The 25,330-nt window shown below is 60.3% G+C and carries 22 protein-coding genes; 7 read left to right on the top strand and 15 right to left on the bottom strand.

Annotated features, from left to right (window positions below; translation table 11 throughout):
* Positions 1-12: 12 nt before the first annotated feature.
* The 6 genes from M2394_RS04545 to M2394_RS04520 all read right to left on the bottom strand — a co-directional run bounded on the left by M2394_RS04545 (position 13) and on the right by M2394_RS04520 (position 5,586).
* Positions 13-309, bottom strand: a complete 297-nt coding sequence (locus M2394_RS04545) for a DUF2282 domain-containing protein (protein WP_178925834.1) — start codon at positions 307-309, stop codon at positions 13-15.
* A gap of 279 nt (positions 310-588) precedes the next feature.
* The gene (locus tag M2394_RS04540; RefSeq protein WP_065932826.1) at positions 589-1,290 is read right to left on the bottom strand and encodes an ABC transporter ATP-binding protein; all 702 of its coding nucleotides are present in this window, start codon (positions 1,288-1,290) and stop codon (positions 589-591) included.
* A gap of 1 nt (position 1,291) precedes the next feature.
* A complete protein-coding gene (gene livG / locus M2394_RS04535) occupies positions 1,292-2,059 on the bottom strand; it encodes a high-affinity branched-chain amino acid ABC transporter ATP-binding protein LivG (RefSeq protein ID WP_178925704.1) in 768 nt (255 codons plus the stop codon).
* Entirely contained in the window at positions 2,056-3,309 is a 1,254-nt protein-coding gene (locus M2394_RS04530; protein ID WP_058425230.1) for a high-affinity branched-chain amino acid ABC transporter permease LivM, read from the bottom strand. Before M2394_RS04530 ends, livG begins: the two co-directional genes overlap by 4 nt.
* Positions 3,306-4,229, bottom strand: a complete 924-nt coding sequence (livH, locus tag M2394_RS04525; protein WP_025855194.1) for a high-affinity branched-chain amino acid ABC transporter permease LivH — start codon at positions 4,227-4,229, stop codon at positions 3,306-3,308. Before livH ends, M2394_RS04530 begins: the two co-directional genes overlap by 4 nt.
* Before the next feature lie 229 nt (positions 4,230-4,458).
* Positions 4,459-5,586 carry a branched-chain amino acid ABC transporter substrate-binding protein gene (locus tag M2394_RS04520; protein WP_058425228.1) on the bottom strand — a complete coding sequence of 376 codons (1,128 nt, stop codon included), beginning with the start codon at positions 5,584-5,586 and terminating at the stop codon, positions 4,459-4,461.
* A gap of 356 nt (positions 5,587-5,942) precedes the next feature.
* Between M2394_RS04520 and M2394_RS04515 the strand changes: the two genes are divergently transcribed.
* Positions 5,943-6,245: a DUF2288 domain-containing protein gene (locus M2394_RS04515; protein WP_017735930.1), complete on the top strand. Its 303-nt coding sequence runs from the start codon at positions 5,943-5,945 to the stop codon at positions 6,243-6,245.
* Between the two features lie 309 nt (positions 6,246-6,554).
* Here M2394_RS04515 and M2394_RS04510 read toward each other — a convergent pair whose 3' ends face one another.
* The 3 genes from M2394_RS04510 to M2394_RS04500 all read right to left on the bottom strand — a co-directional run bounded on the left by M2394_RS04510 (position 6,555) and on the right by M2394_RS04500 (position 11,709).
* Positions 6,555-8,732 (bottom strand): hypothetical protein, encoded by a 2,178-nt coding sequence (locus M2394_RS04510; RefSeq protein WP_259171773.1) that lies wholly within the window; start codon positions 8,730-8,732, stop codon positions 6,555-6,557.
* A 205-nt stretch (positions 8,733-8,937) separates the two neighbouring features.
* Positions 8,938-11,202 carry a bifunctional diguanylate cyclase/phosphodiesterase gene (locus M2394_RS04505; RefSeq protein WP_178925702.1) on the bottom strand — a complete coding sequence of 755 codons (2,265 nt, stop codon included), beginning with the start codon at positions 11,200-11,202 and terminating at the stop codon, positions 8,938-8,940.
* A gap of 141 nt (positions 11,203-11,343) precedes the next feature.
* Positions 11,344-11,709, bottom strand: a complete 366-nt coding sequence (locus M2394_RS04500) for a YkgJ family cysteine cluster protein (protein WP_178925701.1) — start codon at positions 11,707-11,709, stop codon at positions 11,344-11,346.
* 251 nt (positions 11,710-11,960) lie between these two features.
* Here M2394_RS04500 and M2394_RS04495 point away from each other — a divergent pair, with 251 nt between their 5' ends.
* A complete protein-coding gene (locus M2394_RS04495; protein ID WP_259171772.1) occupies positions 11,961-13,307 on the top strand; it encodes an MFS transporter in 1,347 nt (448 codons plus the stop codon).
* Between the two features lie 156 nt (positions 13,308-13,463).
* Here the strand turns inward: M2394_RS04495 and rapA are convergent, their stop codons facing one another.
* Positions 13,464-16,310: an RNA polymerase-associated protein RapA gene (gene rapA / locus M2394_RS04490; RefSeq protein ID WP_178925699.1), complete on the bottom strand. Its 2,847-nt coding sequence runs from the start codon at positions 16,308-16,310 to the stop codon at positions 13,464-13,466.
* Positions 16,311-16,529: 219 nt separating this feature from the next.
* Here rapA and M2394_RS04485 point away from each other — a divergent pair, with 219 nt between their 5' ends.
* The gene (locus tag M2394_RS04485) at positions 16,530-16,871 is read left to right on the top strand and encodes an aspartate-semialdehyde dehydrogenase (protein ID WP_176994760.1); all 342 of its coding nucleotides are present in this window, start codon (positions 16,530-16,532) and stop codon (positions 16,869-16,871) included.
* Here M2394_RS04485 and M2394_RS04480 read toward each other — a convergent pair.
* The 3 genes from M2394_RS04480 to M2394_RS04470 all read right to left on the bottom strand — a co-directional run bounded on the left by M2394_RS04480 (position 16,868) and on the right by M2394_RS04470 (position 19,479).
* The gene (locus M2394_RS04480; protein WP_178925698.1) at positions 16,868-18,049 is read right to left on the bottom strand and encodes an aminotransferase class V-fold PLP-dependent enzyme; all 1,182 of its coding nucleotides are present in this window, start codon (positions 18,047-18,049) and stop codon (positions 16,868-16,870) included. The genes M2394_RS04485 and M2394_RS04480 overlap by 4 nt on opposite strands.
* Positions 18,046-18,516 (bottom strand): RidA family protein, encoded by a 471-nt coding sequence (locus M2394_RS04475; protein ID WP_259171771.1) that lies wholly within the window; start codon positions 18,514-18,516, stop codon positions 18,046-18,048. The genes M2394_RS04480 and M2394_RS04475 overlap by 4 nt, the downstream gene beginning before the upstream one ends.
* Before the next feature lie 90 nt (positions 18,517-18,606).
* On the bottom strand, positions 18,607-19,479 hold the full coding sequence (locus tag M2394_RS04470) for a LysR substrate-binding domain-containing protein (RefSeq protein WP_178925696.1): 873 nt from the start codon (positions 19,477-19,479) through the stop codon (positions 18,607-18,609).
* Between the two features lie 132 nt (positions 19,480-19,611).
* Between M2394_RS04470 and M2394_RS04465 the strand changes: the two genes are divergently transcribed.
* Together M2394_RS04465 and ccoM are read left to right on the top strand one after the other, a co-directional pair.
* Positions 19,612-19,773 carry a hypothetical protein gene (locus M2394_RS04465; RefSeq protein ID WP_017844811.1) on the top strand — a complete coding sequence of 54 codons (162 nt, stop codon included), beginning with the start codon at positions 19,612-19,614 and terminating at the stop codon, positions 19,771-19,773.
* Positions 19,774-19,916: 143 nt separating this feature from the next.
* Complete coding sequence (ccoM, locus tag M2394_RS30390; RefSeq protein WP_010212341.1) at positions 19,917-20,033, top strand: cytochrome c oxidase subunit CcoM; 117 nt, start codon at positions 19,917-19,919, stop codon at positions 20,031-20,033.
* A 203-nt stretch (positions 20,034-20,236) separates the two neighbouring features.
* Here the strand turns inward: ccoM and M2394_RS04460 are convergent, their stop codons facing one another.
* Together M2394_RS04460 and M2394_RS04455 are read right to left on the bottom strand one after the other, a co-directional pair.
* Complete coding sequence (locus tag M2394_RS04460) at positions 20,237-21,712, bottom strand: inorganic phosphate transporter (RefSeq protein ID WP_176994764.1); 1,476 nt, start codon at positions 21,710-21,712, stop codon at positions 20,237-20,239.
* A gap of 331 nt (positions 21,713-22,043) precedes the next feature.
* Entirely contained in the window at positions 22,044-22,244 is a 201-nt protein-coding gene (locus M2394_RS04455; RefSeq protein ID WP_003172389.1) for a hypothetical protein, read from the bottom strand.
* 570 nt (positions 22,245-22,814) lie between these two features.
* Between M2394_RS04455 and pcaR the strand changes: the two genes are divergently transcribed.
* Together pcaR and M2394_RS04445 are read left to right on the top strand one after the other, a co-directional pair.
* Positions 22,815-23,657 carry a pca regulon transcriptional regulator PcaR gene (gene pcaR, locus M2394_RS04450; RefSeq protein WP_176994765.1) on the top strand — a complete coding sequence of 281 codons (843 nt, stop codon included), beginning with the start codon at positions 22,815-22,817 and terminating at the stop codon, positions 23,655-23,657.
* 145 nt (positions 23,658-23,802) lie between these two features.
* Positions 23,803-25,143, top strand: coding sequence for an MFS transporter (locus M2394_RS04445; protein WP_178925694.1), 1,341 nt, complete (start codon positions 23,803-23,805; stop codon positions 25,141-25,143).
* The last annotated feature ends 187 nt before the right edge of the window (positions 25,144-25,330 follow it).

Genomic DNA, 25,330 nt, shown 5'->3' with positions numbered 1-25,330 from the left:
TTGCGGATTGAATCAGGACTTGGCCGTGAAAGCCGCTTCCTGGCCAAAACCGGTCGGCGAGGTGCTGCTTGGGGTGGTTTTGCAGGTGCCGGCCGGGACCAGCTTCCAGGCGTTGGCCTGGTCTTTGACTTTCGATGTGCCGGCGCAGGAAGTGCCAGCGCCTGCAGCGCAATCGTTCTTGCCGGCTTCAGCGACACCGAAGCATTTCTGCATGTCGTCGGCGGCGTGGGCGGTGTTGGTCAGGGCGGACAGGCTCAGGGCGGAACCGAGGGCCAGGACGAGGGTAGCGGCGGACAGTTTGGTGGTCATGATGTATCTCCAGCAGTGGGTTGAGGTATCAGGCCTGTTTGCCTGCTTACTCCACTAGAGGCAGCAGGCTGGGTTTCGTTACATGCTCATCGAAAATAATTTAATAAATTCTGGAGCACACAAAAAAATGTGGGAGCTGGTGTGTGTGGGAGCCGGGCTTGCCCGCGATGCAGCCACCTCGGTGTGTCAGTCACACCGCAGTGATGCCATCGCAGGCAAGCCAGCTCCCACACACCCCAGCTCCCACATTTTAGATCCGGTCTCTACAGCGACCGTGTCTTAACCGCCGAGGTACGCCTCGCGCACTTTCGGATCGGTCAGCAACTGCTCACCCGTGCCCTGCATCACCACCCGGCCGTTTTCCAGCACATAGGCACGGTCAGCGATTTTCAGCGCCTGGTTGGCGTTCTGCTCCACCAAAAACACCGTTACACCGTCCTTGCGCAGCTGTTCGATGATGTCGAAGATCTGCTGGATGATGATCGGGGCCAGTCCCAGGGACGGTTCGTCCAGCAGCAGCAGCTTGGGCTTGCTCATCAGCGCGCGGCCGATGGCGAGCATTTGCTGTTCGCCGCCGGACATGGTGCCGCCACGTTGGCTGAAGCGCTCCTTGAGCCGAGGGAACAGGTGCAGCACCTTGTCCATCTGCTCCTGGTAGTCGCCCTTGTCGGTGAAGAACCCACCCATGGCCAGGTTCTCTTCCACCGTCAGGCGCGAAAACACGCGGCGGCCTTCCGGCACGACCGCAATGCTCTTGCGCATGATTTCGGCGGAGTGCTTGCCGACCAGCTCCTCACCCATGTAGCGGATGCTGCCGCTGTGAGCCTGGGGCGAACCGCACAGCGTCATCAGCAAGGTCGACTTGCCGGCACCGTTGGCGCCGATCAGCGTGACGATCTCACCCTGGCGCACTTCCACGTTGACGCTGTGCAGGGCCTGGATCTTGCCGTAGAAAGTGGAAACGTTTTCGAATTGCAGCATTTTACGCTTCCCCCAGATAGGCTTTGATCACGTCAGGATTGTCGCGGATCTGCTCCGGCGTCCCGTCTGCCAGTGGCGTGCCCTGGTTGATCACCACGATGTGGTCGGAAATGCTCATGACCAGTTTCATGTCGTGTTCGATCAACAGCACCGTGGCGTTGTTTTCCTCACGCAACACGCTGATCAGCGCCTTGAGGTCTTCGGTTTCCTTGGGGTTCAGGCCGGCAGCCGGTTCGTCGAGCATGAGGATCCGCGGGCGGGTCATCATGCAGCGGGCGATTTCGAGGCGGCGTTGCTGACCATAGGCCAAGGTGCCAGCAGGGCGGTTGGCGAACTCGGTCAGGTTGACCTTGTCGAGCCAGTACTCTGCGTATTCCATGGCCTCGCGTTCGCTTTTGCGGAACGAAGGGGTCTTGAACAGGCCGGCGAAGAAGTTGGTGTTCAAGTGACGGTGCTGGGCGATCAGCAGGTTCTCGACCGCCGTCATGTCCTTGAACAACCGCACGTTCTGGAACGTACGCACCACGCCCTTGCGGGCGATCTCGTGACCGGCCAGGCCCTGGATCGGCTGGCCGTCCAGCAGGATGCTGCCGCCGCTTGGCTTGTAGAAACCGGTGAGGCAGTTGAACACGGTGGTCTTGCCGGCGCCGTTAGGGCCGATCAAGGCAACCACTTGTTTTTCTTTCACGGTCAGGGCCACGCCATTGACCGCCAGCAAGCCGCCGAAGCGCATGCTCAAGTTTTCGACTTTCAGGATCTCGCGGCTCATTTGCGCAGCTCCATGTGTGGACGTTGCATGGGCAGCAGGCCTTGAGGACGCCAGATCATCATCAGCACCATCATGGCGCCGAACATCAACATGCGGTATTCGCTGAACTCACGCATCATTTCTGGCAGCAGGATCATCACGATGGCCGCCAGGATCACGCCCAGCTGCGAGCCCATGCCACCCAGTACCACGATGGCGAGGATGATCGCCGATTCGATGAAGGTGAATGACTCCGGTGTCACCAGGCCTTGGCGAGCGGCGAAGAAGCTGCCGGCGAAACCGGCGAACGCGGCGCCCAGGGTGAACGCGGAGAGTTTGATGATGGTCGGGTTCAAGCCCAGGGCACGGCAGGCAATTTCATCTTCGCGCAACGCTTCCCACGCACGACCGATCGGCATGCGCAGCAGGCGGTTGATCACGAACAAGGCCGCCAGCGCCAGCAACAGCGCCACCAGGTACAGGAACACCACTTTGCTCACCGGGTTGTAGTCGATCCCGAAGTACTCGTGGAAGGTCTGCATGCCTTCAGCAGCGCTACGGTCGAACGACAGCCCGAAGAACGTTGGCTTGGGGATGCTGCTGATACCGTTGGGGCCGCCAGTGATATCGGTGAGGTTACGCAGGAACAGTCGGATGATTTCACCGAAGCCCAGGGTCACGATCGCCAGATAGTCACCGCGCAAGCGCAGTACCGGGAAGCCCAGCAGGAAGCCGAACGTGGCCGCCGCCATACCGGCCAGCGGCAGGCAGATCCAGAAGCTCCAGCCCAGGTAATGCGACAGCAGCGCGTAGGTGTAGGCACCCACCGCGTAGAAGCCCACATAACCCAGGTCAAGCAGGCCAGCCAGGCCCACCACGATGTTCAGGCCCAGGCCCAGCAACACGTAGATCAGGATCAGGGTGGCAATGTCGACTGCGCCGCGCGAGCCGAAGAACGGCCAGATCAACGCCGCGATGATCAACGCGATGATGATGTAGCGCTGGGTGCGCGGCAGGGTCAGGAATTGGCTGACCTTGGGCGATACCAACGGGCCACGGTTGCTCTTGAGCAAGGCATTGAACTGATCGCTGAACAACACGCGCAGGAACATCAGCACCGAACACAGGGCGATGACGGTCAGGGTCACGGGACCTGTGCCATGCACTTCAAGGTTGATGCCCACAATGCTCAGCTTGAGGCCGAGTACCGGGAAGGCCACGGCCCATACCAGCAAGGCGCTGAAAAACGCCGATTTAAGATATCTGCTCATACTTTCTCAACCTCCGGACGGCCCAGGATGCCGGTCGGACGGAACAACAGCACCAGAACCAACAGGCCGAACGCCACGACGTCCTTGTATTGGTCTCCGAAAATATCGGCGCCGAACGCTTCGGCCACACCCAGCACCAGGCCACCGAGCATCGCGCCCGGGATACTGCCGATGCCGCCCAATACCGCCGCGGTAAAGGCCTTGAGGCCTACCAGGAAGCCGGCGTTGGGGTTGATCACGCCGTACTGCATGCTCAGCAGCACTGCCGCGACGGCGGCCAGCGCAGCACCGATCACGAAGGTCAGGGCGATGATGTTATTGGTGTTGATGCCCAACAGGTTGGCCATCTTGATGTCTTCGGCGCAGGCCCGGCAGGCGCGCCCCAGACGGGAGCGGGAGATGAACAGCGTCAGGCCCAGCATCGCCACCAGGGTGACGACGAAAACGAGGACCTGCATGTACGAAATCAGCACTTCTTGTGCGCCACCTGGGCCGAAGGAGAAGCTCCCCGGAATCAGGTTGGGAATGGACTTGTCCTTGGAGTCCTGGGACAGCAATACAGTGTTCTGCAGGAAGATCGACATGCCGATGGCGGAAATCAGCGGGATCAAACGGTTGCTGCCACGCAAGGGACGGTAGGCAACGCGCTCGATACTGTAGCCATAGGCACTGGTCACGATGATCGATGCAAGGAACGCAGCAGTCATCAACAGCGGCAGGGAGTGGATACCCATCATGGCCAGCCCGGCAAGGGCGATGAAGGCCACGTAGGAGCCAATCATGTACACCTCGCCATGGGCGAAGTTAATCATTCCAATGATGCCGTAAACCATTGTGTAGCCAATGGCTATCAAGGCATAGGTGCTGCCAACGGTCATCCCGTTAACCAGCGTTTGGAAAAAATGATAGATCTCAGGCATTACAACGCTCCTAAAAACCCGATACGCATTTCACTGGTGGAGTCATGTTCCGGCCCTGTGCTGTGTTCTATGAGCACATTTGCACAAAGCGTTTGCCAGCGAACCGCTGGTGACGGTTTTAAGATTTTCAGGTGAGCCAGCGCCCGGATCGCGGGTGTCAGGCCCATAAACCTCGTAAAACAAAGCCCACTGCTCTCACAGTGGGCTTGTTGGACCAGTAACGCCTGGCTTACTGAGGGGAAACTTCGGTTTTTGGTTTACCGAAGTGCCATTCGTAGACCACGAACTTGAAGTCCTTCAGGTCGCCCTTGGCGTCGAAGCTCAGGTCGCCGGTTGGGGTCTTGAAGGTGCCTGCGTGGATGGCAGCAGCCACTTTGGCAGTGTCTTCGGACTTCGCGGCAGCGATACCGCCAGCGATGACTTCAACAGCCGAGTAGGCCGGGAACACGAACGGACCGGTTGGGTCCTGCTTGTTCTTGGTGAATTCTTCAACGATTGCCTTGTTGGCTGGATCGGTGTCGAACGACTTCGGCAGGGTGACCAGCAGGCCTTCGGAAGCGTTCTGGGCGATCTGCGAGATGGAGTCGTTGCCGACGCCTTCCGGGCCCATGAACTTGGCGTTCACGCCTTTTTCCTTGGCTTGGCGCAGGATCAGGCCCAGCTCCGGGTGGTAGCCGCCGTAGTAGACGAAGTCGACGTTGGCTTGCTTGAGCTTCTGGATGAGCGAGCCGAAGTCTTTGTCGCCCGCGTTGATGCCTTCGAAGAGGGCAACTTTCACGCCTTTCTTCTCGAGGGTCTGTTTAACGGCGGTGGCGATGCCTTCACCGTACTGCTGTTTGTCGTGGATGACCGCAACGACTTTTGGCTTCACGTGGTCGGCGATGTAGTTACCGGCTGCAGGGCCTTGGGCGCTGTCCAGGCCGATGGTGCGGAACACCAGTTTGTAACCACGGGAAGTGATTTCCGGGCTGGTGGCAGCCGGGGTAATCATGATGACGCCTTCGTCTTCATAGATATCCGACGCTGGCTGAGTGGAGCTGGAGCACAGGTGACCGACCACGAACTTGACGCCGTCGTTGACCACTTTGTTGGCGACGGCCACGGCTTGTTTAGGATCGCAAGCGTCGTCGTATTCCTTGGCTTCAAGCATCTTGCCATCTACGCCGCCTTTGGCGTTGATGTCGGCGATGGCTTGCTTGGCACCCATGAATTGCATGTCGCCGTATTGCGTCACAGGACCGGTTTTAGGGCCTGCGATGCCGATCTTGATGGTGTCGGCTGCGAACGAATGGCCGGCAACCCCAGCCAGGACCATAGCGGCAAACAGTTTGGAAATCTGCTTAGTAGCCTTATTCATAGTGCTCCACTCTTACTGTTGTATTTTTTATAGTTCTAGCGGCCTTGTGAGCTGCAGAACCGGATCAGATATCTCGGATATCCCCCCGGCAGTGCCCTGGCAACTGTACCGGTACAGTGTAGAGCGCCGGTTGATCGCTTGAAAAGCTGGCTGCTGGGGGCAAAACCCGGGGGTGTCGCTTTAATGAAAGAAAAAGACAGAATTGCGGCGGGGTGATGCCAGAGTTTCGGGCAATCCTTGGCTTTCCTGACACTTTCGTTCGATGACTCATTTGCAACTGGGTTTTTCTGCCTTGGGTTTTGCTGCAAGAGCCACGACGTTATGATTGCGCCGATTTTTTCCCAAGGTGAATTCCCATGACGCAAGAACCTAGCACCCTCTATGCCAAGCTGCTCGGTGAAACCGCCGAAATATCCTGGAAGGAGCTTGAGCCGTTCTTCGCCAAGGGTGCCCTATTGTGGGTCGACGCCGGCCTGGATTTGATCGAAGCCGCCGAGGGGATGGCCGAGGACAACCGCGACAAAGTCGCTGCGTGGCTGGCTTCCGGGAGCCTTGGCGAGGTGTCTGCGACGCGGGCATTGGACCTGGTGGAGCGCGATCCGAGCCTGTGGGCGGTGGTGGTTTCGCCGTGGATTCTGATCCAGGAAAGAGCAGCGTAAGAAAAGCCTGCACGAAAAAGGTGCGTCTTTTTTGCTGCCGTAAGTGTGTAGCGGAGTAACCGCTGAAGCGGTGATGGCATCTTGCCGTAGAGAAAGGTCACAGCCGAGGGTGACGTGCGCGTCACGGGAACAGTTGAAGCGGTGCTGGAATCGTCGAGGAATTGTTTCCAAGCGTACCAGAGTTGTAGATATTTGTTGCTTGGACTAACGCATTCGCGAGCAAGCCCGCTCCCACATTTGACCGTCTGCATCCTGCAGGAATGCGGTCGAATGGGGGAGCGGGCTTGCTCGCGAAGGGCGCGCCTCGGTCTAGGCCGTCTTGCCGGTATGGTTATTCAAGGAAATGACCTTGGTCTTGCCAATCCGGTGACGGTAGATCTCGCGCAGGTACTTGATCGACTTCTTCACGCAATCCCGTGACAGGCGAATGTCATTGATCGACACGAACTTCTCCTTGTCGTTGATCAGCTCGCGGTACTTCTTCTCATACATCGGCTTGATCGCGTACCAGTTGGTATCGAGGATCTTCGCCGGGTTTTCGAACTCGTTGAGCAATTCGTCGATACGGTCTTCGTCAAAGTTTTCGTGGATGATGAAGTCCAGGATCGAGTTGTCCAGCGTGTCGTCGAAGCGGTACGGGGTGCGTGCAAAGCAGCGTTTGATGAACGCCACGATCAGCGTCAGGAAATCATCCGACAGGCACGGGCTTTTGGCGATCAACGTGGTCAGCGACAGGTTGGCCGACGCGCCGATCACCAGGGCGTAGCGCTTGAGCGTGGTGTTGGGGAACAGGCTGTTGAGGTGAGTCTTGAGCCGATTCAGGTCCATGTAGGACAGCTTGTAGTCCTTGGGCAGCGAGACGATCGACACCACCGACGAGCAGTTCTTGAAGAAGTGCAGGTCGTGCAGCGCGGCGGCGTCGTAGCCGGAATTCTTGTATTGCTCCAGGGAGGCCTTGTAACGCTTGGACTCGATCGGCAACAGGCTGATGCCCTCGATGGCCTGGGTGACCTTGTTGAAGTGCGGCAGGTCGATGGAGCGGAAGAACAGGTCGTCGATGTTCAGGCGCTGCGGCTCTTTATCGAACACCTTGAACTTGTCGTTGGACGGCGGCGGGGTTTCCGGTACCACGGATTCGGCGTAGGCAATGGCGACCGGGCCGGCCAGGCTCATGAACAGGTCGTTGGCATCCAGGCGGATTGTTTCGCCGATGTCGATGCCGGCACGCCGGAAATAGTTCTGGTCGTAGTCGGTGGTCACGGCCTGGGCCGTGAGGATGTTGAAGATCTGCTGCGAGATGTACTGGTTGGCGTGTTTTTCCATGGCATTGACGTCAATGTTCTGGATATTGCCGTCATCGCTCTCTTCGGCGTAACGCATGATGTCGTTGGAGATCAGCATCATGGCGTTCCATGGCCGGATACGCCCCTTCACGCTGGCTTCGCTGCTGTCTTCATTGGCGAAGTTGTACGAGAAATCCCATTCTTCCGACAGGTATTTGCACAGCAGTCGCCCGGCGTTGATATGCAGCGCCTCGGACATTTCGCTGCGGTGATCGGAAATATTCGGCAGCACGCAGATGCCGCTGGTGAAGATCGGCTCGAACACAAAGGCGTGGCCGCTCTTGCTGTCATGCTCGTCGGCGGGCTTGGTGTCGAACGTCTTGTTCATGTACGAGTGCTGCTGCGCCAGGCCGAACTCCGAGGCCATGCCCGAACCGGTACCGCCGCCGGCACTGAAGATCGAGAAGTACAGGCGCGACTGGTTGGCCTTGATGCCGCAGGAGTCGATCAGGTACGAATGGATCATCTTCCAGTCGGGGCTGGAAAAACGCTGGGTATCTTTATTGAGGATGATCTTGGCCAGGTACTGGCCGAGGATCGGCGCGTTACCGGCGCCACCGGCATGGACTTCCGAGAGGTCCATGATTTTCATCTTGCTGTAATCGCGCAAAAAGCCGCTTTTTTCGCCTTTGCGCGAGAAGCGGATACGCCCGGCGATGTCCTTGTCCAGGTCGCCCAGCATCACCAGGGGTTCCACCAGGAACACCGGTTTGCTGGCCTTGCCACTGCCCAGGCGCAGGTTGTTGCGGATCCACTGGGCCGGGCTGTAGCCCTTATCTTGCGATTTGTCTTCGTTGCTGAATTCGTTCAGGTAGAACTTGCGCGCGTTGTACACCAGTTCCGCCACGTCCAACGCGATGTTGGAGCCGCAACGGCCCAGGCCGATCAGGCACACCGAGGGAAATTCCTGTTCATTGCGCGGGTCGCCGTCGCCTTCCTGCTGGGGCAGGCGCGGGAACACCATGTCGCGCAGGCCGTCGAGGTTGTCGAGGATGCGATCAGTGTTGGTTTCGGTGAAGTACAAGTATTGCTGGGTCGCCAGAGGACGGGCGCTGCTCAATGACTTGGAACCTGAGGGTTTTTCCGCAGGAGCTGTCGGCAACACGTCGGAGACCACGGTGGCAGAGTTATTGTTGGAAGTCATTGGGCGCCATGTACCTGGACGGATGGCCGAAAGGAATCGAGGAGCCATCACTGAATGAGAGTTCGCGACTTTTACAGTGCGTCTTAGTCCGGGACAGTCGGGTTCAACCCTGATTATTCACGGGAAATCCTGGCCGGACTCTGATGAATCGGCCGTTCGTCGGCGTTCTTTAGCCCAATGATGGCTAAATGCCAAAGTTTAGGCGTCAGCGAATTGGCCTGACGATCGAGGCGGGGCTTGCCCGTGTGGGGGAGGGATCCTTGGGTGATGGCGCCTCCTTGTTGCCTTCCACGCTGAAGGGGTAAAGCGGGTTGCGCATCTGGATGCCCTGCATCACGCCAATGATGTCGCTGGCCGCTACGGCCGGGCTCAGCAGGTAGCCTTGGATGTAGTCGCAACCATGTTTGAGCAGCAAATCGAATTGCGCCTGGGTTTCCACGCCTTCGGTGACGACTTGCAGGTGCAGGGTATGGGCCATGCCGATAATGGCCTGGACGATTTCGATGTCGGCGGTGGACTTGGGGATGTCCTGGATAAACGAGCGGTCGATCTTCAAGGTATTGAGGGGCAGGCGCTTGAGGTAGGCCAGGGAGGAATAACCCGTGCCGAAGTCGTCGATGGCCAGTGACACGCCCAGCGAGCGAATTTGCCGCAACAACGCCAGGGTGCTGCTGATATTGCCCATCAACGCGTTTTCGGTGACCTCCAGTTCCAGGCGATTGGCGGCGACACCGGCGAAGCGCAGGGCGTCTTCGATTTCATCGGCCAATTCGTCTCGGGCCAGGTTCAGGGCCGAGCAGTTCACCGCCATGGTCAGTTCGGTGTAACCGCGATCCGACAACAGGCTCAAGTCGTGGCAGGCCTGGCGCAACACCCAGTGATCCAGTTCGGCAATCAGTCCGTTGCTTTCGGCGATGCCGATGAAGCGGTCCGGGGCGAGCAAGCCGTGTTGCGGATGCTGCCAGCGCACCAGCGCTTCCAGGCGGGTCACCTTGCCCAGTTTCATGTCAAAGATTGGCTGGTAGAACAGCACCAACTCATTGCGTGAACGCAGGGCTGCGCGCAGCTCTTCTTCCAATTGCAGTTCGAGAAAGGCGCGGGTTTTCAGATTGGAGCTGAAGAAGTTCAGGCTGTTGCGCCCGGTGTCCTTGGATTGATACAGCGCCAGGTCTGCGGTTTTCAGCAGCTCTTCGCAGGTCAGGCCGTCATCGGGGAACAGGCTGATGCCGATGCTGGTGGTCATCACCATGCGCCGTCCCGCCAGTTCGATGGGGTCTTTCATCCTTTGCATGATGCGCTGGGCCAGGTGCCGCGCTTCATCGCGATGGTGGATGCTGATCAGAATGCAGAACTCATCCCCGCCAAAGCGCGCGACCACGTCTTCATGGCTGCGCACTGAGCCCTTGATATGCCCGGCCAGCACGGTGAGCAGTTGGTCACCGGCGTCGTGGCCAAGGCTGTCGTTGATGCGCTTGAAGTGGTCTATATCGAGGAAGATGACCGCCATCATGCCGTGTGAGGCGGTTTTTTCGGCGAGTTTTTCCGCGAAGATCTGATTGAAACCGCGACGGTTGAGCAGGCTGGTCAGCGCATCGAAGTGCGCCACCTGCTGCAGCGAGGCCCGCGCCTGATCGAGTTCACTGAGCAGGGCGTTCACCCGGCGCAGGTCGCGCTCCTTGTGCTGCAGCTTCTTGTCCGCCAGGGCGGCACTGACGCTGCTGCCGATCACCAGCAAGGTGATCACCGCCACCGACAGGCCGAGTTGAATGGGGTTGTTGTCCACCGGCAACGACAGGTCGGCGCCATTGGGCACCAGCATTTGCATGGCGGCCATGCCGGTGAAGTGCATGCTCAGGATGCCTGCGCCCAGCACCAGGCTGGCGGCGTATTTGAGCAACTGGTGAAACACACCAGAGCCGTTGCGCAGGTAGCTGGACAGCAGCAACGCCGCCAGGCTTGCGCCAATCGCAATGCCGACCGAGGCCATGAACAGTCCCGACTCGAAATACACCTGGGCCTGGGAGCGCATCGCCGACATGCCGACGTAATGCATCAAGGCGATACCAAGCCCCATCCACACCGAGGCCAGCAGGTACTGATGGAACTTGAGCTGGGCGTGACTGAGGGTTTGCATGGCAAACAGCGATGCGATCAGGGCGATCAGCAGCGAGGCGAACGTCATGAGCAATTCGTAATGAATGGCGATCGGCGCCTGGAAGGCCAGCATGCTGATGAAGTGAGTCGACCAGATCCCCCCGGCGAGGCACCCCGCACCCAGCCAGCGCCAATGGCGGCGGGCGGTGGGGTCTTCCACATGGCCGACTCGTTCGGCCATGTCCAGCGTGCCGAACCCGGCCGCACACGCGACCAGATAGGCCAGTAGCACCAGAAAGGGGTTATGACTGCAATTGAGTAATAAGTGCCCGTTGTCTGGAAGGTCGGTAAAAAAATGCAGACCAAGCCATTCCATAGCATGTCCCGTCATAGCGTCATTACGTCATTGCCTACGGCGATGACCTACGCCTTCGAGTATAGAAGCCTCACGGGGTTTGCCATGGATAATGGCACTTTGCTCTCAACGATTTTGGCATGCTGGCCATAGCGTTTGATGCTAAGCGCTGATGGGCAGCTCGATCTCGAATGGCGCTTCCAGGGGCGCCAGGCCAAAGGCGGCGCGGGCTGCATCGCAGTCGACGTTCTGCTCGCCTTGGCTCCAGGACGCATCGAATTCGCGGCAAGGGCTCGAGCGCAGCTCGTAAATCGAGCAACGGGTGCTTTTGCCCACTTCTCCTTCAAGGCTGCAGCAGCGGGCGGGCTTCTGGTCGGTGCCGATCATTGCCACACGGGTGGGGTTGATCTGCACCACCAAGTCATCGGGCACCGTGCCCCCCGATGAGGCGCACTCACCCCAGAAGAAAGACACACGAAAGTGTGAACAGCAGGCACCGCAATTCAGACACGGACTGGCTTCGGACATGGGCGTCATCGATAAGAAAAGTAGGATTGGGGGGATACGGAAGGCTCGCCATTCTATCCGGGCCATGGCCGTTGGGAAGGGGGGCAGGAACTTATATTTTTGTAGGCGAAGTCCCGCGCTGCCGGGTGAAATCATGCCCTATCAGCTTTACGAATCATTACAGACAACCGGAGCCCGCCTGACTATGTTGCAGGTACCGGGCAGGATGCATCGGGCATCGCAGCTCTCATAACAATAAAAGAGACGGACCCATGCAGAACTCGACCCAAGCGGCGAATGCCTGGCGCATTCTGTTCCTGCTGTTCCTCGCCAACCTGTTCAACTTCTTCGATCGCACCATCCCGGCGATCATCATCGAACCCATCCGCATGGAATGGCACCTGAGCGACTTCCAGCTCGGCATCATCGGCACCGCTTTCACCATCGTTTACGCCATTGCCGGCCTGCCCCTCGGGCGCCTGGCCGACACTGGCTCGCGCAGCAAGCTGATGGGCTGGGGCCTGTTCGCCTGGAGCGGGCTGACGGCGGTCAATGGCATGGTCGGCAGTTTCTGGACGTTCCTGCTGGTGCGCATGGGCATCGGCATTGGCGAGGCCAGCTACGCGCCGGCCGCCAATTCGCTGATTGGCGATCTGTTCCCGGCCCATCGTCGCGCCCGGGCCATGGGAATTTTCATGCTCGGCCTGCCCCTGGGCCTGCTGCTGGCATTCTTCACCATCGGCGCGATGGTCAAGGCGTTCGACAGCTGGCGAGCGCCGTTCTTTATCGCGGCGGTACCGGGGCTGATCCTCGCGGTGTTCATGTTCTACATCAAGGAGCCCAAGCGTGGCGCGGCCGAAACCGTGCAAGTTTCCCAAGAGCGCGTCGACCGCCCGATCCGCCGCGTGCTCGCGGTGCCGACGTTCCTCTGGCTGGTGCTGGCCGGGTTGTGCTTCAACTTCGCCACCTATGCGTGCAACTCGTTCCTGGTGCCGATGCTGCAACGTTATTTCCTGCTGCTGTTGCAGGACGCGGCGGTGGCCACCGGTGTCATCGTCGGCATCACCGGCCTGGTGGGCCTGACCCTGGGCGGTTGGATAGCCGACAAGATCCACCAGCGCGTCGCCAATGGACGACTGTTGTTTGCCGCATTCAGCCTGATCATCTCCACCGTCACCACTGCCTGGGCGTTGCACGCCGGGCGCATCGAGATCGGTGTGTTCGTGGCGTTGTTCAGTGTGGGCTGGCTGTTTGCTTATAACTTCTACACCTGCGTGTACACGGCGATCCAGGACGTGGTGGAACCGCGCCTGCGGGCGACGGCGATGGCGCTGTTCTTTGCTGGCTTGTACCTGTTGGGCGGTGGCATGGGGCCGATTGTCGTCGGCGGCTTGTCCGATCATTTTGCCCATTCGGCGATGTATGCGGCGGGGGCGGAGCAGATGACCGAGGCCTATAAAGCGGTGGGGTTGCATGATGCCATGTACCTGATTCCGGTGGCGCTGTTCTTGACCATGCTGTTTCTGTTCCAGGCGTCGCGCAGTTTTGTACGCGATGCCAAGAAGATGAAGGAAGGGTTGGGGGCTGTGGAGGTGCCGGCTGAGGGGGTTCCGGCTTGAGACCGAGATGACGCCATCGCAGGCAAGCCAGCTCCAACAGTTGAATGTGTTCGCGATTCAAAATGTGGGAGCTGGCTTGCCTGCGATGAGGCCCTGAAGGCCAATAAAAAAGGCCCGCATTGCGCGGGCCTTGTTTTTAGCAGGGCAGTGCAGTGATCAACCCGCGACCAACACTCGAATCGCTTCCAGTCGCAACGCCGCCTTATCCAGCATCGCCAAACCTTGCTCACGCTGATTACGCAACGCCACCAGCTCACTGTCACGCACGGTCGGGTTGACCGCTTGCAACGCGGTCAGGCGCGCCAGCTCTTCGTCGGTGTCTGCGGCCAGGCGACGTTTGGCCTCGGCCACGCGCTCGGCGTGTTGCGGGGTGACCTTGTCCTCACCGGCGTTGATCCGTGGCGTCAGCTGATCGCGCTGGGCCTGGATGAACTTGTTGGCGCTGGCCCGTGGCACGCTTTCGAGCTGGTCGTTGAGGGTCACGAAGGACACACGGCTCGACAGGTCGTTGCCATTGGTATCCAGCAGGCAACGCAGCGCAGCCGGTGGCAGGTAGCGGCCCAACTGCAGCGAACGTGGGGCAACCACTTCGCTGACGTAGAGCAGTTCCAGCAACACGGTGCCCGGCTTGAGCGCCTTGTTCTTGATCAGCGCCACGGCGGTGTTGCCCATGGAGCCGGACAGCACCAGGTCCATGCCGCCCTGCACCATTGGGTGTTCCCAGGTGATGAACTGCATGTCTTCGCGCGACAGCGCCTGGTTGCGGTCGTAGGTGATGGTCACACCTTCGTCGTCGCCCAGGGGGAAGCTGGCGTCGAGCATTTTTTCGCTCGGCTTGAGGATCAGCGCGTTTTCCGAATGGTCTTCGCTGTCGATGCCAAAGGCGTCGAACAGGGTTTCCATGTAGATCGGCAGGGCGAACTGGTCGTCTTGCTCAAGGATGTCTTCCACCAGCGCATCGCCTTCACCGGCACCACCGGAGTTGAGCTCCAGCAGGCGGTCGCGGCCGGTGTGCAGCTCTTCTTCCAGGCGCTCGCGCTCGGCACGGGCTTCGTCGATCAGGGCTTGCCACTCGCCGTCGTCGGCGTTTTCCAGCAGCGGCAGCAGGCGCGGGCCGAACTGATGCTGCAGGGCGTTGCCGGTCGGGCAGGTGTTGAGGAAGGCGTTGAGTGCCTCGTTGTACCACTGGAACAGACGCTCTTGCGGGCTGGTTTCCAGGTACGGCACGTGCAGTTCGATCACGTGTTTCTGGCCGATCCGGTCCAGACGGCCGATGCGTTGCTCCAGCAGGTCCGGGTGGGACGGCAGGTCGAACAGCACCAGGTGGTGGGAGAACTGGAAGTTGCGACCTTCACTGCCGATCTCGGAGCAGATCAGCACCTGGGCGCCGAATTCTTCGTCTGCGAAGTAGGCGGCGGCGCGGTCACGCTCAAGGATGTTCATGCCCTCGTGGAACACCGTGGCCGGGATGCCAGAGCGCACGCGCAGGGCGTCTTCCAGGTCCATGGCGGTTTCGGCGTGGGCGCAGATCACCAGGACCTTGGTGCGCTTGAGCATTTTCAGCTGGTCGATCAGCCACTCGACGCGCGGGTCGAAGCGCCACCAGCGGTTTTCTTCTTCGATGTCCGGCTGGGACTGGAAGCTGACTTCTGGGTACAGCTCGGCGTGTTCGCCCAGCGGCAACTCGAGGTATTCGTCCGGGTTCGGCAGCGGGTAGGCGTGCAGCTTGCGCTCCGGGAAGCCTTGCACCGCGGCGCGGGTGTTGCGGAACAGCACGCGGCCGGTGCCGTGGCGGTCGAGCAGCTCGCGCACCAGGCGTGCACTGGCTTCGGTGTCGCCATCGTTGACGGCGGTGAGCAGGGCTTCGCCTTCGTCACCGAGGAAACCCTGAATGGTCTTGTGGGCGGCCGGCGACAGGCGGCCCTTGTCCAGCAGCTCCTGCACGGCTTCGGCCACCGGGCGATAGTTCTCGCTCTCGGCGCGGAAGGCGGCCAGGTCATGGAAACGGTTCGGGTCCAGCAGGCGCAGGCGCGCAAAGTGGCTGTCCTGGCCCAGTTGTTCCGGGGTGGCGGTGAGCAACAGGACGCCGGGAATCACTTCGGCCAGTTGCTCGACCAGCGCGTATTCCGGGCTGACCTTGTCTTCATGCCACACCAGATGGTGGGCTTCGTCGACCACCAGCAGGTCCCAGCCGGCGGCGAACAGCGCATCCTGGGCTTTCTCGTCGTCCACCAGCCACTCCAGGGCCACGAGGGCGAGCTGGGTGTCTTCGAACGGGTTGGTGGCATCGCTTTCGATGAAGCGTTCTTCGTCGAACAGGGCCACTTGCAGGTTGAAGCGGCGGCGCATTTCCACCAGCCACTGGTGCTGCAGGTTTTCCGGCACCAGGATCAGCACGCGGTTGGCGCGGCCCGACAGCAGTTGGCGGTGGATCACCAGACCGGCTTCGATGGTCTTGCCCAGGCCTACTTCGTCAGCCAGCAATACCCGTGGCGCGATACGGTCGGCGACTTCACGGGCAATGTGCAGTTGGTGAGCAATGGGTTGTGCACGCACGCCACCCAGGCCCCACAGCGAGGACTGCAATTGGCGGCTGGTGTGTTCCAGGGTGTGGTAGCGCAGGGAGAACCAGGCCAGCGGGTCGATCTGCCCGGCGAACAGGCGGTCGCTGGCCAAGCGGAACTGGATGAAGTTGGAGAGTTGGGTTTCCGGCAGGGTGACCTGCTCGTTCTGCCCATTGAGGCCGTGGTACACCAGCAGGCCGTCGACGTCGTCGACTTCCTGGACGGTCATTTTCCAGCCTTCGAAATGGGTAATGGTGTCACCCGGCGAGAACCGCACGCGGGTGAGGGGCGCATTCCGTAGCGCGTACTGGCGCGTGTCGCCAGTGGCCGGATAGAGCACGGTCAACAAGCGGCCGTCCTGTGCCAGAACGGTGCCTAACCCCAGCTCTGCTTCGCTGTCACTAATCCAGCGTTGCCCCGGTTGATACTGCTGCGCCATGCTGCCTGACTCCCGCCGTGAAAAAGCCGACTATCTTAACGGAACAAGGCCCTCATCCAAAGGACTCTGGCAAAAACTACTCCGTTTGAATGGGCAACCGGGAGTCGAATCGACGGGTGGCGGGCACTTGCAAGTGTCGACTGAGTCACAGCTTGGCGAGCCTATGCTCAAGTCGCCCTGCAACCCGCCGACAGCCTGTTGATCAGGAGAACAAACCTTATGCTGCCACCCATGCTGCCCGTCAGCGTTGTGCCGGTCACGTCACAACTCGATCCGGTGCGCCAGAAGCCGGATATCCCGCCCGTGGTGCCAGTCCAGGCGGGCTCCAACGAAAGCACGATCGACCTGAAAAAGGGCGATGCCGAGCAGTCGACCTTTCTGCTGCGCGAAGAACAACGCCGCCAGCAGGAGCAGCAGAAGCGCCGGCGTGAAGCCGACGAAGACCCCGAGGCGCACCTGGCAATCCCCGGCGATGTGCTTAACGCCGACAACACCGTGCCGGTGGTGCCGCTGATTGAAGATGCGCCGCGCCAGGGCCTGTGGGTGGACATCGAGATTTAATCGCGCAGCTCCCGCAGCGCCGCCATCAACAATTCAACGTCGTTTTCGGTGTTGAGTGGGCTGACGGAAATTCGCGCAATGCTGGCAAGGCCCCGCGCCTGCATGTCCAGCGGGGTGTAGGCCACACCGTTGGCGCCAATGTTGATGCGCTTGAGCCCCAGCCGTCGCTTGAGTTCAAAGGCGTCCCAGCCGTCCAGGTTGAAGGCGATCAGCCCTGAATGCTGCGTGCCCAGGTCATGCAGGGAAATCCCTGGCATCTCGCGCAACGCTTCGCGAATGTGCCCACTGATGTGCAGAACCCTTTCCCACGTCCGTTCCACCCCCAGTCGATTGGCTTCTTGTAACGCATTGCCCAATCCGGCCAACAGGGCGTAGGAGGCTTCGCTGGTTTCAAAGCGTCGGGCATCGTCGCGCAGGTCGAAACCTTCCTCGGTCCAAGGCGCGGAGAGCACATCGCGCTGGGCCGGGTTCAAGCGCGGGAGAAAATCCGGCCGCACATACAACAGCGCCGTGCCCCGTGGCCCGCGCAGGTGTTTGCGACCGGCCGACTTGAGCACATCGCAGTGCAAGGCCTGTACATCCACCGGCAACTGGCCGACGGCCTGGCCGGCGTCGATGAAGTAGGCGATGCCGTGGCGCCGGGCCACTTCACCGATGGCCTGGGCCGGGTTGATCAGGCCGCCGTTGGCCGGCAGCCAGGTCAGGTCGATCAGCTTTACGCGCGCGTCGATCATGGCGTCCAGCGCCTGTGGGCACACCGCGCCAGTTTCATCGCAGGGGATCACTTCCACCTGTGCGCCGGCTTGCAATGCCACCTGCATGCTCGCCAGGTTGCCGCCCCATTCATGGCGGCCCACCAGAATGCGATCACCCGGTTGCCACGGGCCCAAGGCCTGGAACGCCATGCTCCAGGCGGTCGAGCCGCTGCTGGTGAAGGCAATCGAGGACGCCGGCGCGTTGAGCAATTGCCCGGCTGCGCGACGGGCTTTTTCCACCAGTACGGCGCCATGTTCACCGGCTTCCATCGGGCCATCACGGGCTTCACGTTGAAGTTGGTCGATGATGGCATCGAGGGTCGCCTGGCTCGGCAGGGACGCACCGGCGTGGTTGAAGTGCACGATGCCGGATTGGCAGCCGGGCGTGTCGTCGCGCAGGTGCTGGACTTCCAGCGGGCTCACGGCAGTAACTCGAAAATCCCGTCCACCTCCACCGCAACCCCGGCCGGCAGGCTGGACACCCCCACGGCGGTCCGCACATGGCGGCCCTTGTCGCCCAGGGCGTTGACCACCAGGTTCGAAGCGCCATTGGCGACCACGCTCTGACGCTGGAAGTCGCCGCTGCTGGCGATGAAGACGCCCAAGCGCACGGTGCGCACCAGACGCGACAAGTCATCGCCCAAGGCGTGGCTCAATTGCCCCAGCAGGCCCAATGCGGCCAACTCTGCGGCCTGGGCGCCTTCTTCATCGCTGAGGGATTCGCCCAGGCGGCCGACGTAGGCAGGGTTGCCGTCCACCAGCGGGATTTGCCCGGAAACGAACAGTTGGTTCCCGCTAACCACATAGTTGATGTAGTTGGCGATCGGCTGGCCGGGCGTGGGCAGGGTCAGGCCGAGGGCTTGCACGCGTTCGCGGATGGAGTTGCTCATGGTGAATCCTCCTGGGTTGAGAGGTTCCAGCATGTTGGCTGCATCGATGGGCGACAAACGGATAGATCTCACCCGACGTATCAAAATAACTCACGCGTCGTTGCAGGCTTCTTTCAACCACGCGCTGAAGCAGGCCGCCGCTTCGCTGGATGGGCCTTGCGGGGCGATCAGCCAGTAGCCGATTTCACTGTGGTAGGGCGGCCAGTCGAAGGCTTCTACCAGGCTGCCGTCCTGGAGCCTGCGCTCGATCAAGCGATGGCGGCCCATGGCGATGCCTTGTCCGGCCACGGCGGCTTCGACCACGATGTTGTAGTCATGCAGCATGACGCGGGGGTGGCGCTCCAGGTCGACCTGATAATGGGCGGACCAATCCGTCCATTCAAACGGGCGATGGGAGGTGGCCATCAGCAGCGGCCCGTTTTGCAGGTGGCTGGCCTTGAACGCCGGGCTGCACACCGGGGAGATCACTTCGGGCATCAGTCGTGTGGCCTGCACGTCGGGCCAGTCGCCCTTGCCGTAGCGGATCGCCAGGTCGACCTCGGCGGCCGCGACGTCTGCCAGTTGAATCGCCGGCAGCAGTTCCACCTGGATGTGCGGGTAGCGATTGAGAAAACCCGCCAGGCGCGGTGCCAGCCACAGCGTGGCAAAGGAGGCCAGCAAACCGACGCGTAGCACGGTGCTGCTGGGGGCTGTTTTCTGGGCGCGGGTGGCGGCGGCGATGGCATCGAGGGCAGGGCGGATTTCGTCGTAGTAGTGTTGGCCGTCGGTGGTCAGGTCGATCGCACGGGTGCGTCGGATAAACAGCGCTTTGCCCAAGTGCTGTTCCAGTTTTTGCACCTGATGGCTCAGGGCACTCTGGGTCACTGATAATTCGTTCGCCGCCTTGATAAAGCTCAAGTGCCGCGCCACGGCTTCAAAGGCGCGCAGGGCCAGCAGCGGGGGAAGGTCCTTGTGCAGTGCCACCAGAATGCGCCTCTTGAGCCGGGGAGATGGGCCGATTTTGTGCGATGGCCCGCCTTTTGTCGCCCGCTGATTTGCCGTCGAGAAGAGGAGGCCGCATTATTGAGCCATTCCCGCCACGACGTAAGCCAAGCCATGAGTGATGACGACAAGCTGATCGACCTGAATGCCGAACGAGCCAAACGGGTTCATGACCTGAACGACAAGCGCCTGAATGAAGTGCGCCAGGCGTTTGAACAGGCGATGCCGCTCGGCAAAGTTAAGAAAAAGCCAAAGAATAAACCGAAAAAGCGTTGAAACACCCTGCATCTATTGATGCAGGTCAGTTATTGCCCTTCTTTACGCCCCGTTGCGGGCGACATTGATCCCCGTCAATTTTCCAATGTGCCTTCTCCATTAACTTAGCCCTATCGCAACAGGGCAAGCACGGGAGGCCGGTCATGTTTATCGATAATGTGGTATTCGCCGGAGTGCTGACAGTAAGCCTCATGGTGATGTTTTTTGTAGGGTTTGGAATTTTTATCTGGAAAGACGCGAATAAGCGGAAAAAACCTTAGTTCTTTCCAGGTTACATGAGCACGCAAGGCATTTTGGGCGACTTCGGTCGCCCTTTTTTTTGGCTGCTATTTAACAATCGAAGATCAACTGTGGGAGCCGGGCAAGCCCGGCTCCCACAGTTGGACCGCGACGGGTCAAAAGTCGTGAAATAAAAAAGGTGCGAACCTCGCGGATCGCACCTTTTTTCATGGCCGGGACACTATCAGCTGCCCAGCGCCTTCGACGCCAGCCAGAACAAACCGGCCGACAGGCCAACGGTGGCGGGCAGGGTCAACACCCAGGCCATCAGGATGGTCTTGACGGTGCCGCCTTGCAGGCCGCTCTTGTTGGCAACCATGGTGCCGGCCACACCGGACGACAGCACGTGGGTGGTCGACACCGGCAGGCTGAAGATGTTGGCCAGGCCGATCATGCTGGCGGTGGTGATCTGTGCCGACATGCCTTGGGCGTAGGTCATGCCTTGCTTGCCGATCTTCTCACCGATGGTCAGTACCACGCGCTTCCAGCCGACCATGGTGCCCAGGCCCAGGGCCAGTGCAACGGCCAGGATCACCCAGAACGGCGCGTACTCGGTGGTGGCGGTCAGGTCTTTGCGCAGCTTGTCCAGATCGGACTTCTCACGCGCATCCAGGCCAGGCAGCTTGCCGACTTTCTTCGCGGTGTCGTCCAGGCAGAGCAGGTAGCGACGCACTTCAATGCGGTGCTCGGCGGTCAGCGAGTGGTAGTCGGACACACCTTTGAGGGTCTCCATCAGCGCGCTGATGGTCGGCTCGGTCTGCTGCGGGTTGCACTGGAACTTGCCCGGCAGGTCGTTCTTCACGCTTTTGCCCAGGGCCAGGAACTCGCCGAGGGTGGCGTTGTTGCGCTGGTAGAATTGGCTCAGGTGCACGGTGGCGTCACGGGTGCGTTCGATCTGGTAGGTGGTGCTGCCCAGGTCGAGCACGAACTGCGCCGGCACGATACCGATGAGCACCAGCATGATCAGGCCGATGCCTTTCTGGCCATCGTTGGAGCCATGTACGAAACTCACGGCCATGGCGGAAATCACCAGCACCAGGCGGTTCCAGAACGGCGGGTGTTTCTTGTCGTCAAGCTTGCGGCGCTGGTCCGGGGTCTTGTGCATCTTCGACAGCGGGCGCCACCATTTCAGGCCGATCAGCACCAGGGCTGCGACCAGGAAACCGGCCATCGGCGAGAACACCAGGGAAGCGCCGATGTCGATCGCTTTCTGCCAGTTCACACCGTCCGCCAGGGGAATGTCGTTGATCAGGGCATTGGCCAGGCCGACACCGAGGATCGAGCCGATCAAGGTGTGGGAGCTGGATGCCGGGATCCCGAAGTACCAGGTGCCCAGGTTCCAGGTGATCGCGGCTGCCAATAATGAGAAGACCATGGCCAAACCGTGGCCGGTGTTCACATTGATCAGCAACTCCACCGGCAGCAGGTGCACGATGGCGTAGGCGACGCCCACACCGCCGAGCAACACGCCGAGGAAGTTGAACACCCCGGAGAAGAACACGGCCAGGTGCGGCGGCATGGCTTTGGTATAGATGACTGTGGCCACCGCGTTAGCGGTGTCATGAAAGCCATTGATGAACTCGAAGGCGAGGACAAAGGCCAGGGCGAGCAACAGGCTCACTAGAACCCAAGCATCCAGTCCGCTGAATAAATCGATCATGAAGGTTTTCTGACCCGGTCGTAAGGGGGCGCGATTATGCCAGAAAACCTCAGTAATCGATGCATTAGCTGCTCATCGGTAACATTTCTCGACCCAAAAATGCGTAGAAAAGGGGCGCATCCCAGGGTTTTCGGGGCTTTGGCAAGTCTTTGATTTCTAACGTGCGGGGCTGAAAAGGCGGGTTTTTGCCAGGCAAATGCCTTGCGTGAAACATTTGTATGAAATTTCGCTGCAGGCAGCAGAAAATTGAATAATCACGTGTAAGCCAGGTGCCCTCCGCCGGCGGTGGACCGGCAGAGACAGCAAACCCTGGAGGCTCGAATCGAAGGGCTTATGGCTCTTCGGCTTTGAGCTCCTGTTCAATCTTTTGGATTTCCTGGGCAAATGCCTGATCCAACAGGCTGGCTCGTTTGCGCCATGGCTTGCGCTCAGGTTCAGGCTGGGCGGCGTAGGTGGTGACTTCCCCGCCGTAAACGTCCTTGTAACGTTGCTCCTGGCGCTCAAGTTCCGCGCGCAGTTCATCTTTCGTCACAGTGTTACCTAATTGAGTTGAGTTTAATTACCGTGCAGCGTCTTGCCTGAAAGTCGCCCTCGGGGTGTTTCAAGTTGAACGATTGAGCGGTTCAAGTTTGAAAGGGCTGCCGAACGTGATTTCGTTTAATCCGATACTTGTGGTCGGTGATGCACATAGCCTGCATCGTCCGGCGAGCTCCGATCCCGATAATGACACCGGGCCGACCTCCGCACAGGTTGCATTATAGCGGCGTGTTTGAATAACACTATCTCCATCCAGTTAAAAGGTGCCAGCGTTGTGTGAGCTTTTTGTTACATGCCTGCGCCAGTAGTTGCACAATTCTGACGCCATAAATTCCGCACGTGTTCTAACTGCCCCGGTATGCGCTCTTTTTATCGCGTTATTGGGTAACGCCCGAACTTGTTCAATCTGCCCGTCGCCGGCGCGGGGCGGCCAAATTGCGATAATCGAATGATCGTCCGATAATCGCCCAATGTTGCCGGCCCCGCCTTGTGCATCCCAAGCGGCGCGGCTTGTAATAGCGGCCAACCCTCCCTGCGGTTGAAAACAAGAGAAAGGACCCTTGAAATGAACGATCAATTGCGCAACTCCTTCGCGTCAGTGGCGCCGCCGATCGTGGCCTCGCCGGCCAAGCGCATCCAGGCGTTCACCGGTGATCCGGATTTCATGACGTCCCTGGCCCGTGGCCTGGCGGTGGTGCAGGCCTTCCAGGAGCGCAAGCGCCACCTGACCATTGCCCAGATCAGCCATCGCACGGAAATCCCGCGCGCCGCCGTGCGCCGTTGCCTGCACACCTTGATCAAGCTCGGTTACGCCACCACCGACGGGCGTACCTACTCACTGTTGCCCAAGGTGCTGACCCTGGGCCATGCCTATTTATCTTCCACGCCACTGGCGGTGTCGGCCCAACCCTACCTGGACCGCATGAGCGAGCAGCTCCACGAAGCCTGCAACATGGCGACCCTGGAAGGCGATGACATCCTCTACATCGCCCGTTCGGCGACGACCCAGCGCCTGATTTCCGTGGACCTGTCGGTGGGCGGGCGGCTGCCGGCGTATTGCACGTCCATGGGCCGCATCCTGCTGGCGGCGCTGGATGACGCGTCGCTGCGTGACTACCTTGACCACGCCGACCTGCAAACCAAGACCAGCCGCACTCTCACCACGCCTGACGCCTTGCTCGAATGCCTGCAACAGGTGCGTCAGCAGGGCTGGTGCATTGTCGACCAGGAGTTGGAGCAGGGCCTGCGCTCCATCGCCGTGCCGGTGTATGACGCATCCGGCCAGGTGCTGGCCGCGCTGAACGTCAGTACCCACGCCGCACGGGTCAGCCGCAGCGAGCTGGAACAGCGCTTTTTGCCGAGCATGCTCAGTGCCAGCCGTGAGCTGAGTGCGCAGTTATTTGCCTAAGTGTGCGGTGACCGCACAGATCCCGGTTCGATGAATTGACGGTGTTTCCCCAGGCTTATTAAGGTGCGGCAGCGCTCTGTGCGCCGCCCAATAATAATGACGACCCCAGGTCGTTAGCCCGCCCATCGGTGTGGAAATAAGAATAATGAATCAGCCTTCTGTCGGTACCAACCTGGACGTACAGTCCTTTATCAACGCTCAGCCGCTGTCGCGCTATCAGTGGCGCGTGGTCATCCTGTGTTTCCTGATCGTCTTCCTCGACGGCCTCGACACCGCCGCCATGGGTTTTATCGCGCCCGCCCTGTCCCAGGACTGGGGCATCGACCGCGCCAGCCTTGGCCCGGTGATGAGCGCTGCGCTGATCGGCATGGTGTTCGGCGCACTGGGCTCCGGCCCGTTGGCCGATCGCTTCGGGCGCAAAGTAGTATTGGTGGGCGCGGTGTTGGTATTCGGTGCGTTCAGCCTGGCCTCGGCCTACAGCAGCAACGTTGACCAGTTGCTGGTGCTGCGCTTCCTCACCGGGCTGGGCCTGGGGGCAGGCATGCCGAACGCCACCACGCTGCTCTCCGAATACACGCCTGAACGCCACAAGTCGCTGCTGGTGACCAGCATGTTCTGCGGCTTCAACCTGGGCATGGCCGGTGGCGGGTTTATCTCGGCCAAGCTGATCCCGGCGTTCGGCTGGCACGCGTTGTTGATGATCGGCGGCATCTTGCCGTTGATCCTGGTGGTGGTCCTGATGCTGTGGCTGCCGGAGTCGGCGCGCTACCTGGTGGTGCGCAACCGTGGCACTGACAAGGTGCGCAAGACCCTGTCGCCCATCGAGCCCAATGTGGTTGCGCAGGCCACCCGCTTCAGTGTCCCCGAACAGAAGAGCGTGAAGGCACGCAACGTCTTCGCGGTGATTTTTTCCGGCACCTACAGCGCCGGCACCTTGTTGTTGTGGCTTACCTACTTCATGGGGCTGGTGATTGTTTACCTGCTGACCAGTTGGCTGCCGACCCTGATGCGCGACAGCGGCGCCAGCCTGGAGCAGGCCGCCTTCATCGGCGCGCTGTTCCAGTTTGGCGGGGTCCTCAGCGCCGTGGGCGTGGGCTGGGCGATGGACCGGTTCAACCCCCACAAGGTCATTGGCACTTTCTACTTGCTGGCGGGGCTGTTTGCCTACGCAGTAGGGCAGAGCCTGGGCAACATCACGCTGCTGGCGACCCTGGTGTTGATCGCGGGGATGTGTGTGAACGGCGCGCAATCGGCGATGCCGTCACTGGCAGCACGTTTCTACCCGACCCAGGGGCGGGCCACCGGTGTGTCGTGGATGCTCGGCATTGGTCGCTTTGGCGCCATTCTCGGTGCCTGGATGGGCGCCACTTTGCTGGGCCTGGGCTGGAACTTCGAGCAGGTGCTCACCGCGCTCGTCATCCCCGCCGCACTGGCCACCACCGCCGTCGTGATCAAGGGCATGGTCAGCCACGCCGACGCTACCTGAGGCCTGACGCGGTAAAAAAAGTGGGAGCGGGCTTGCTCGCGAAAGCTGTGTATCAGCCAACACATATGGCGACTGACATTGCGCATTCGCGAGCAAGCCCGCTCCCACATTGACCGAGTCAGCACAAAAGGTTAGCAAGACAACAATCCGTTCGATAATCGAACACTGCGTCGATTATCGGATTGTT

Source organism: Pseudomonas sp. BIGb0164 (assembly GCF_024810135.1).
GTDB lineage: Bacteria > Pseudomonadota > Gammaproteobacteria > Pseudomonadales > Pseudomonadaceae > Aquipseudomonas.
The sequence above is the reverse complement of the archived record's forward strand: the minus strand, read 5'-3'. Positions and strand labels throughout refer to the sequence as shown.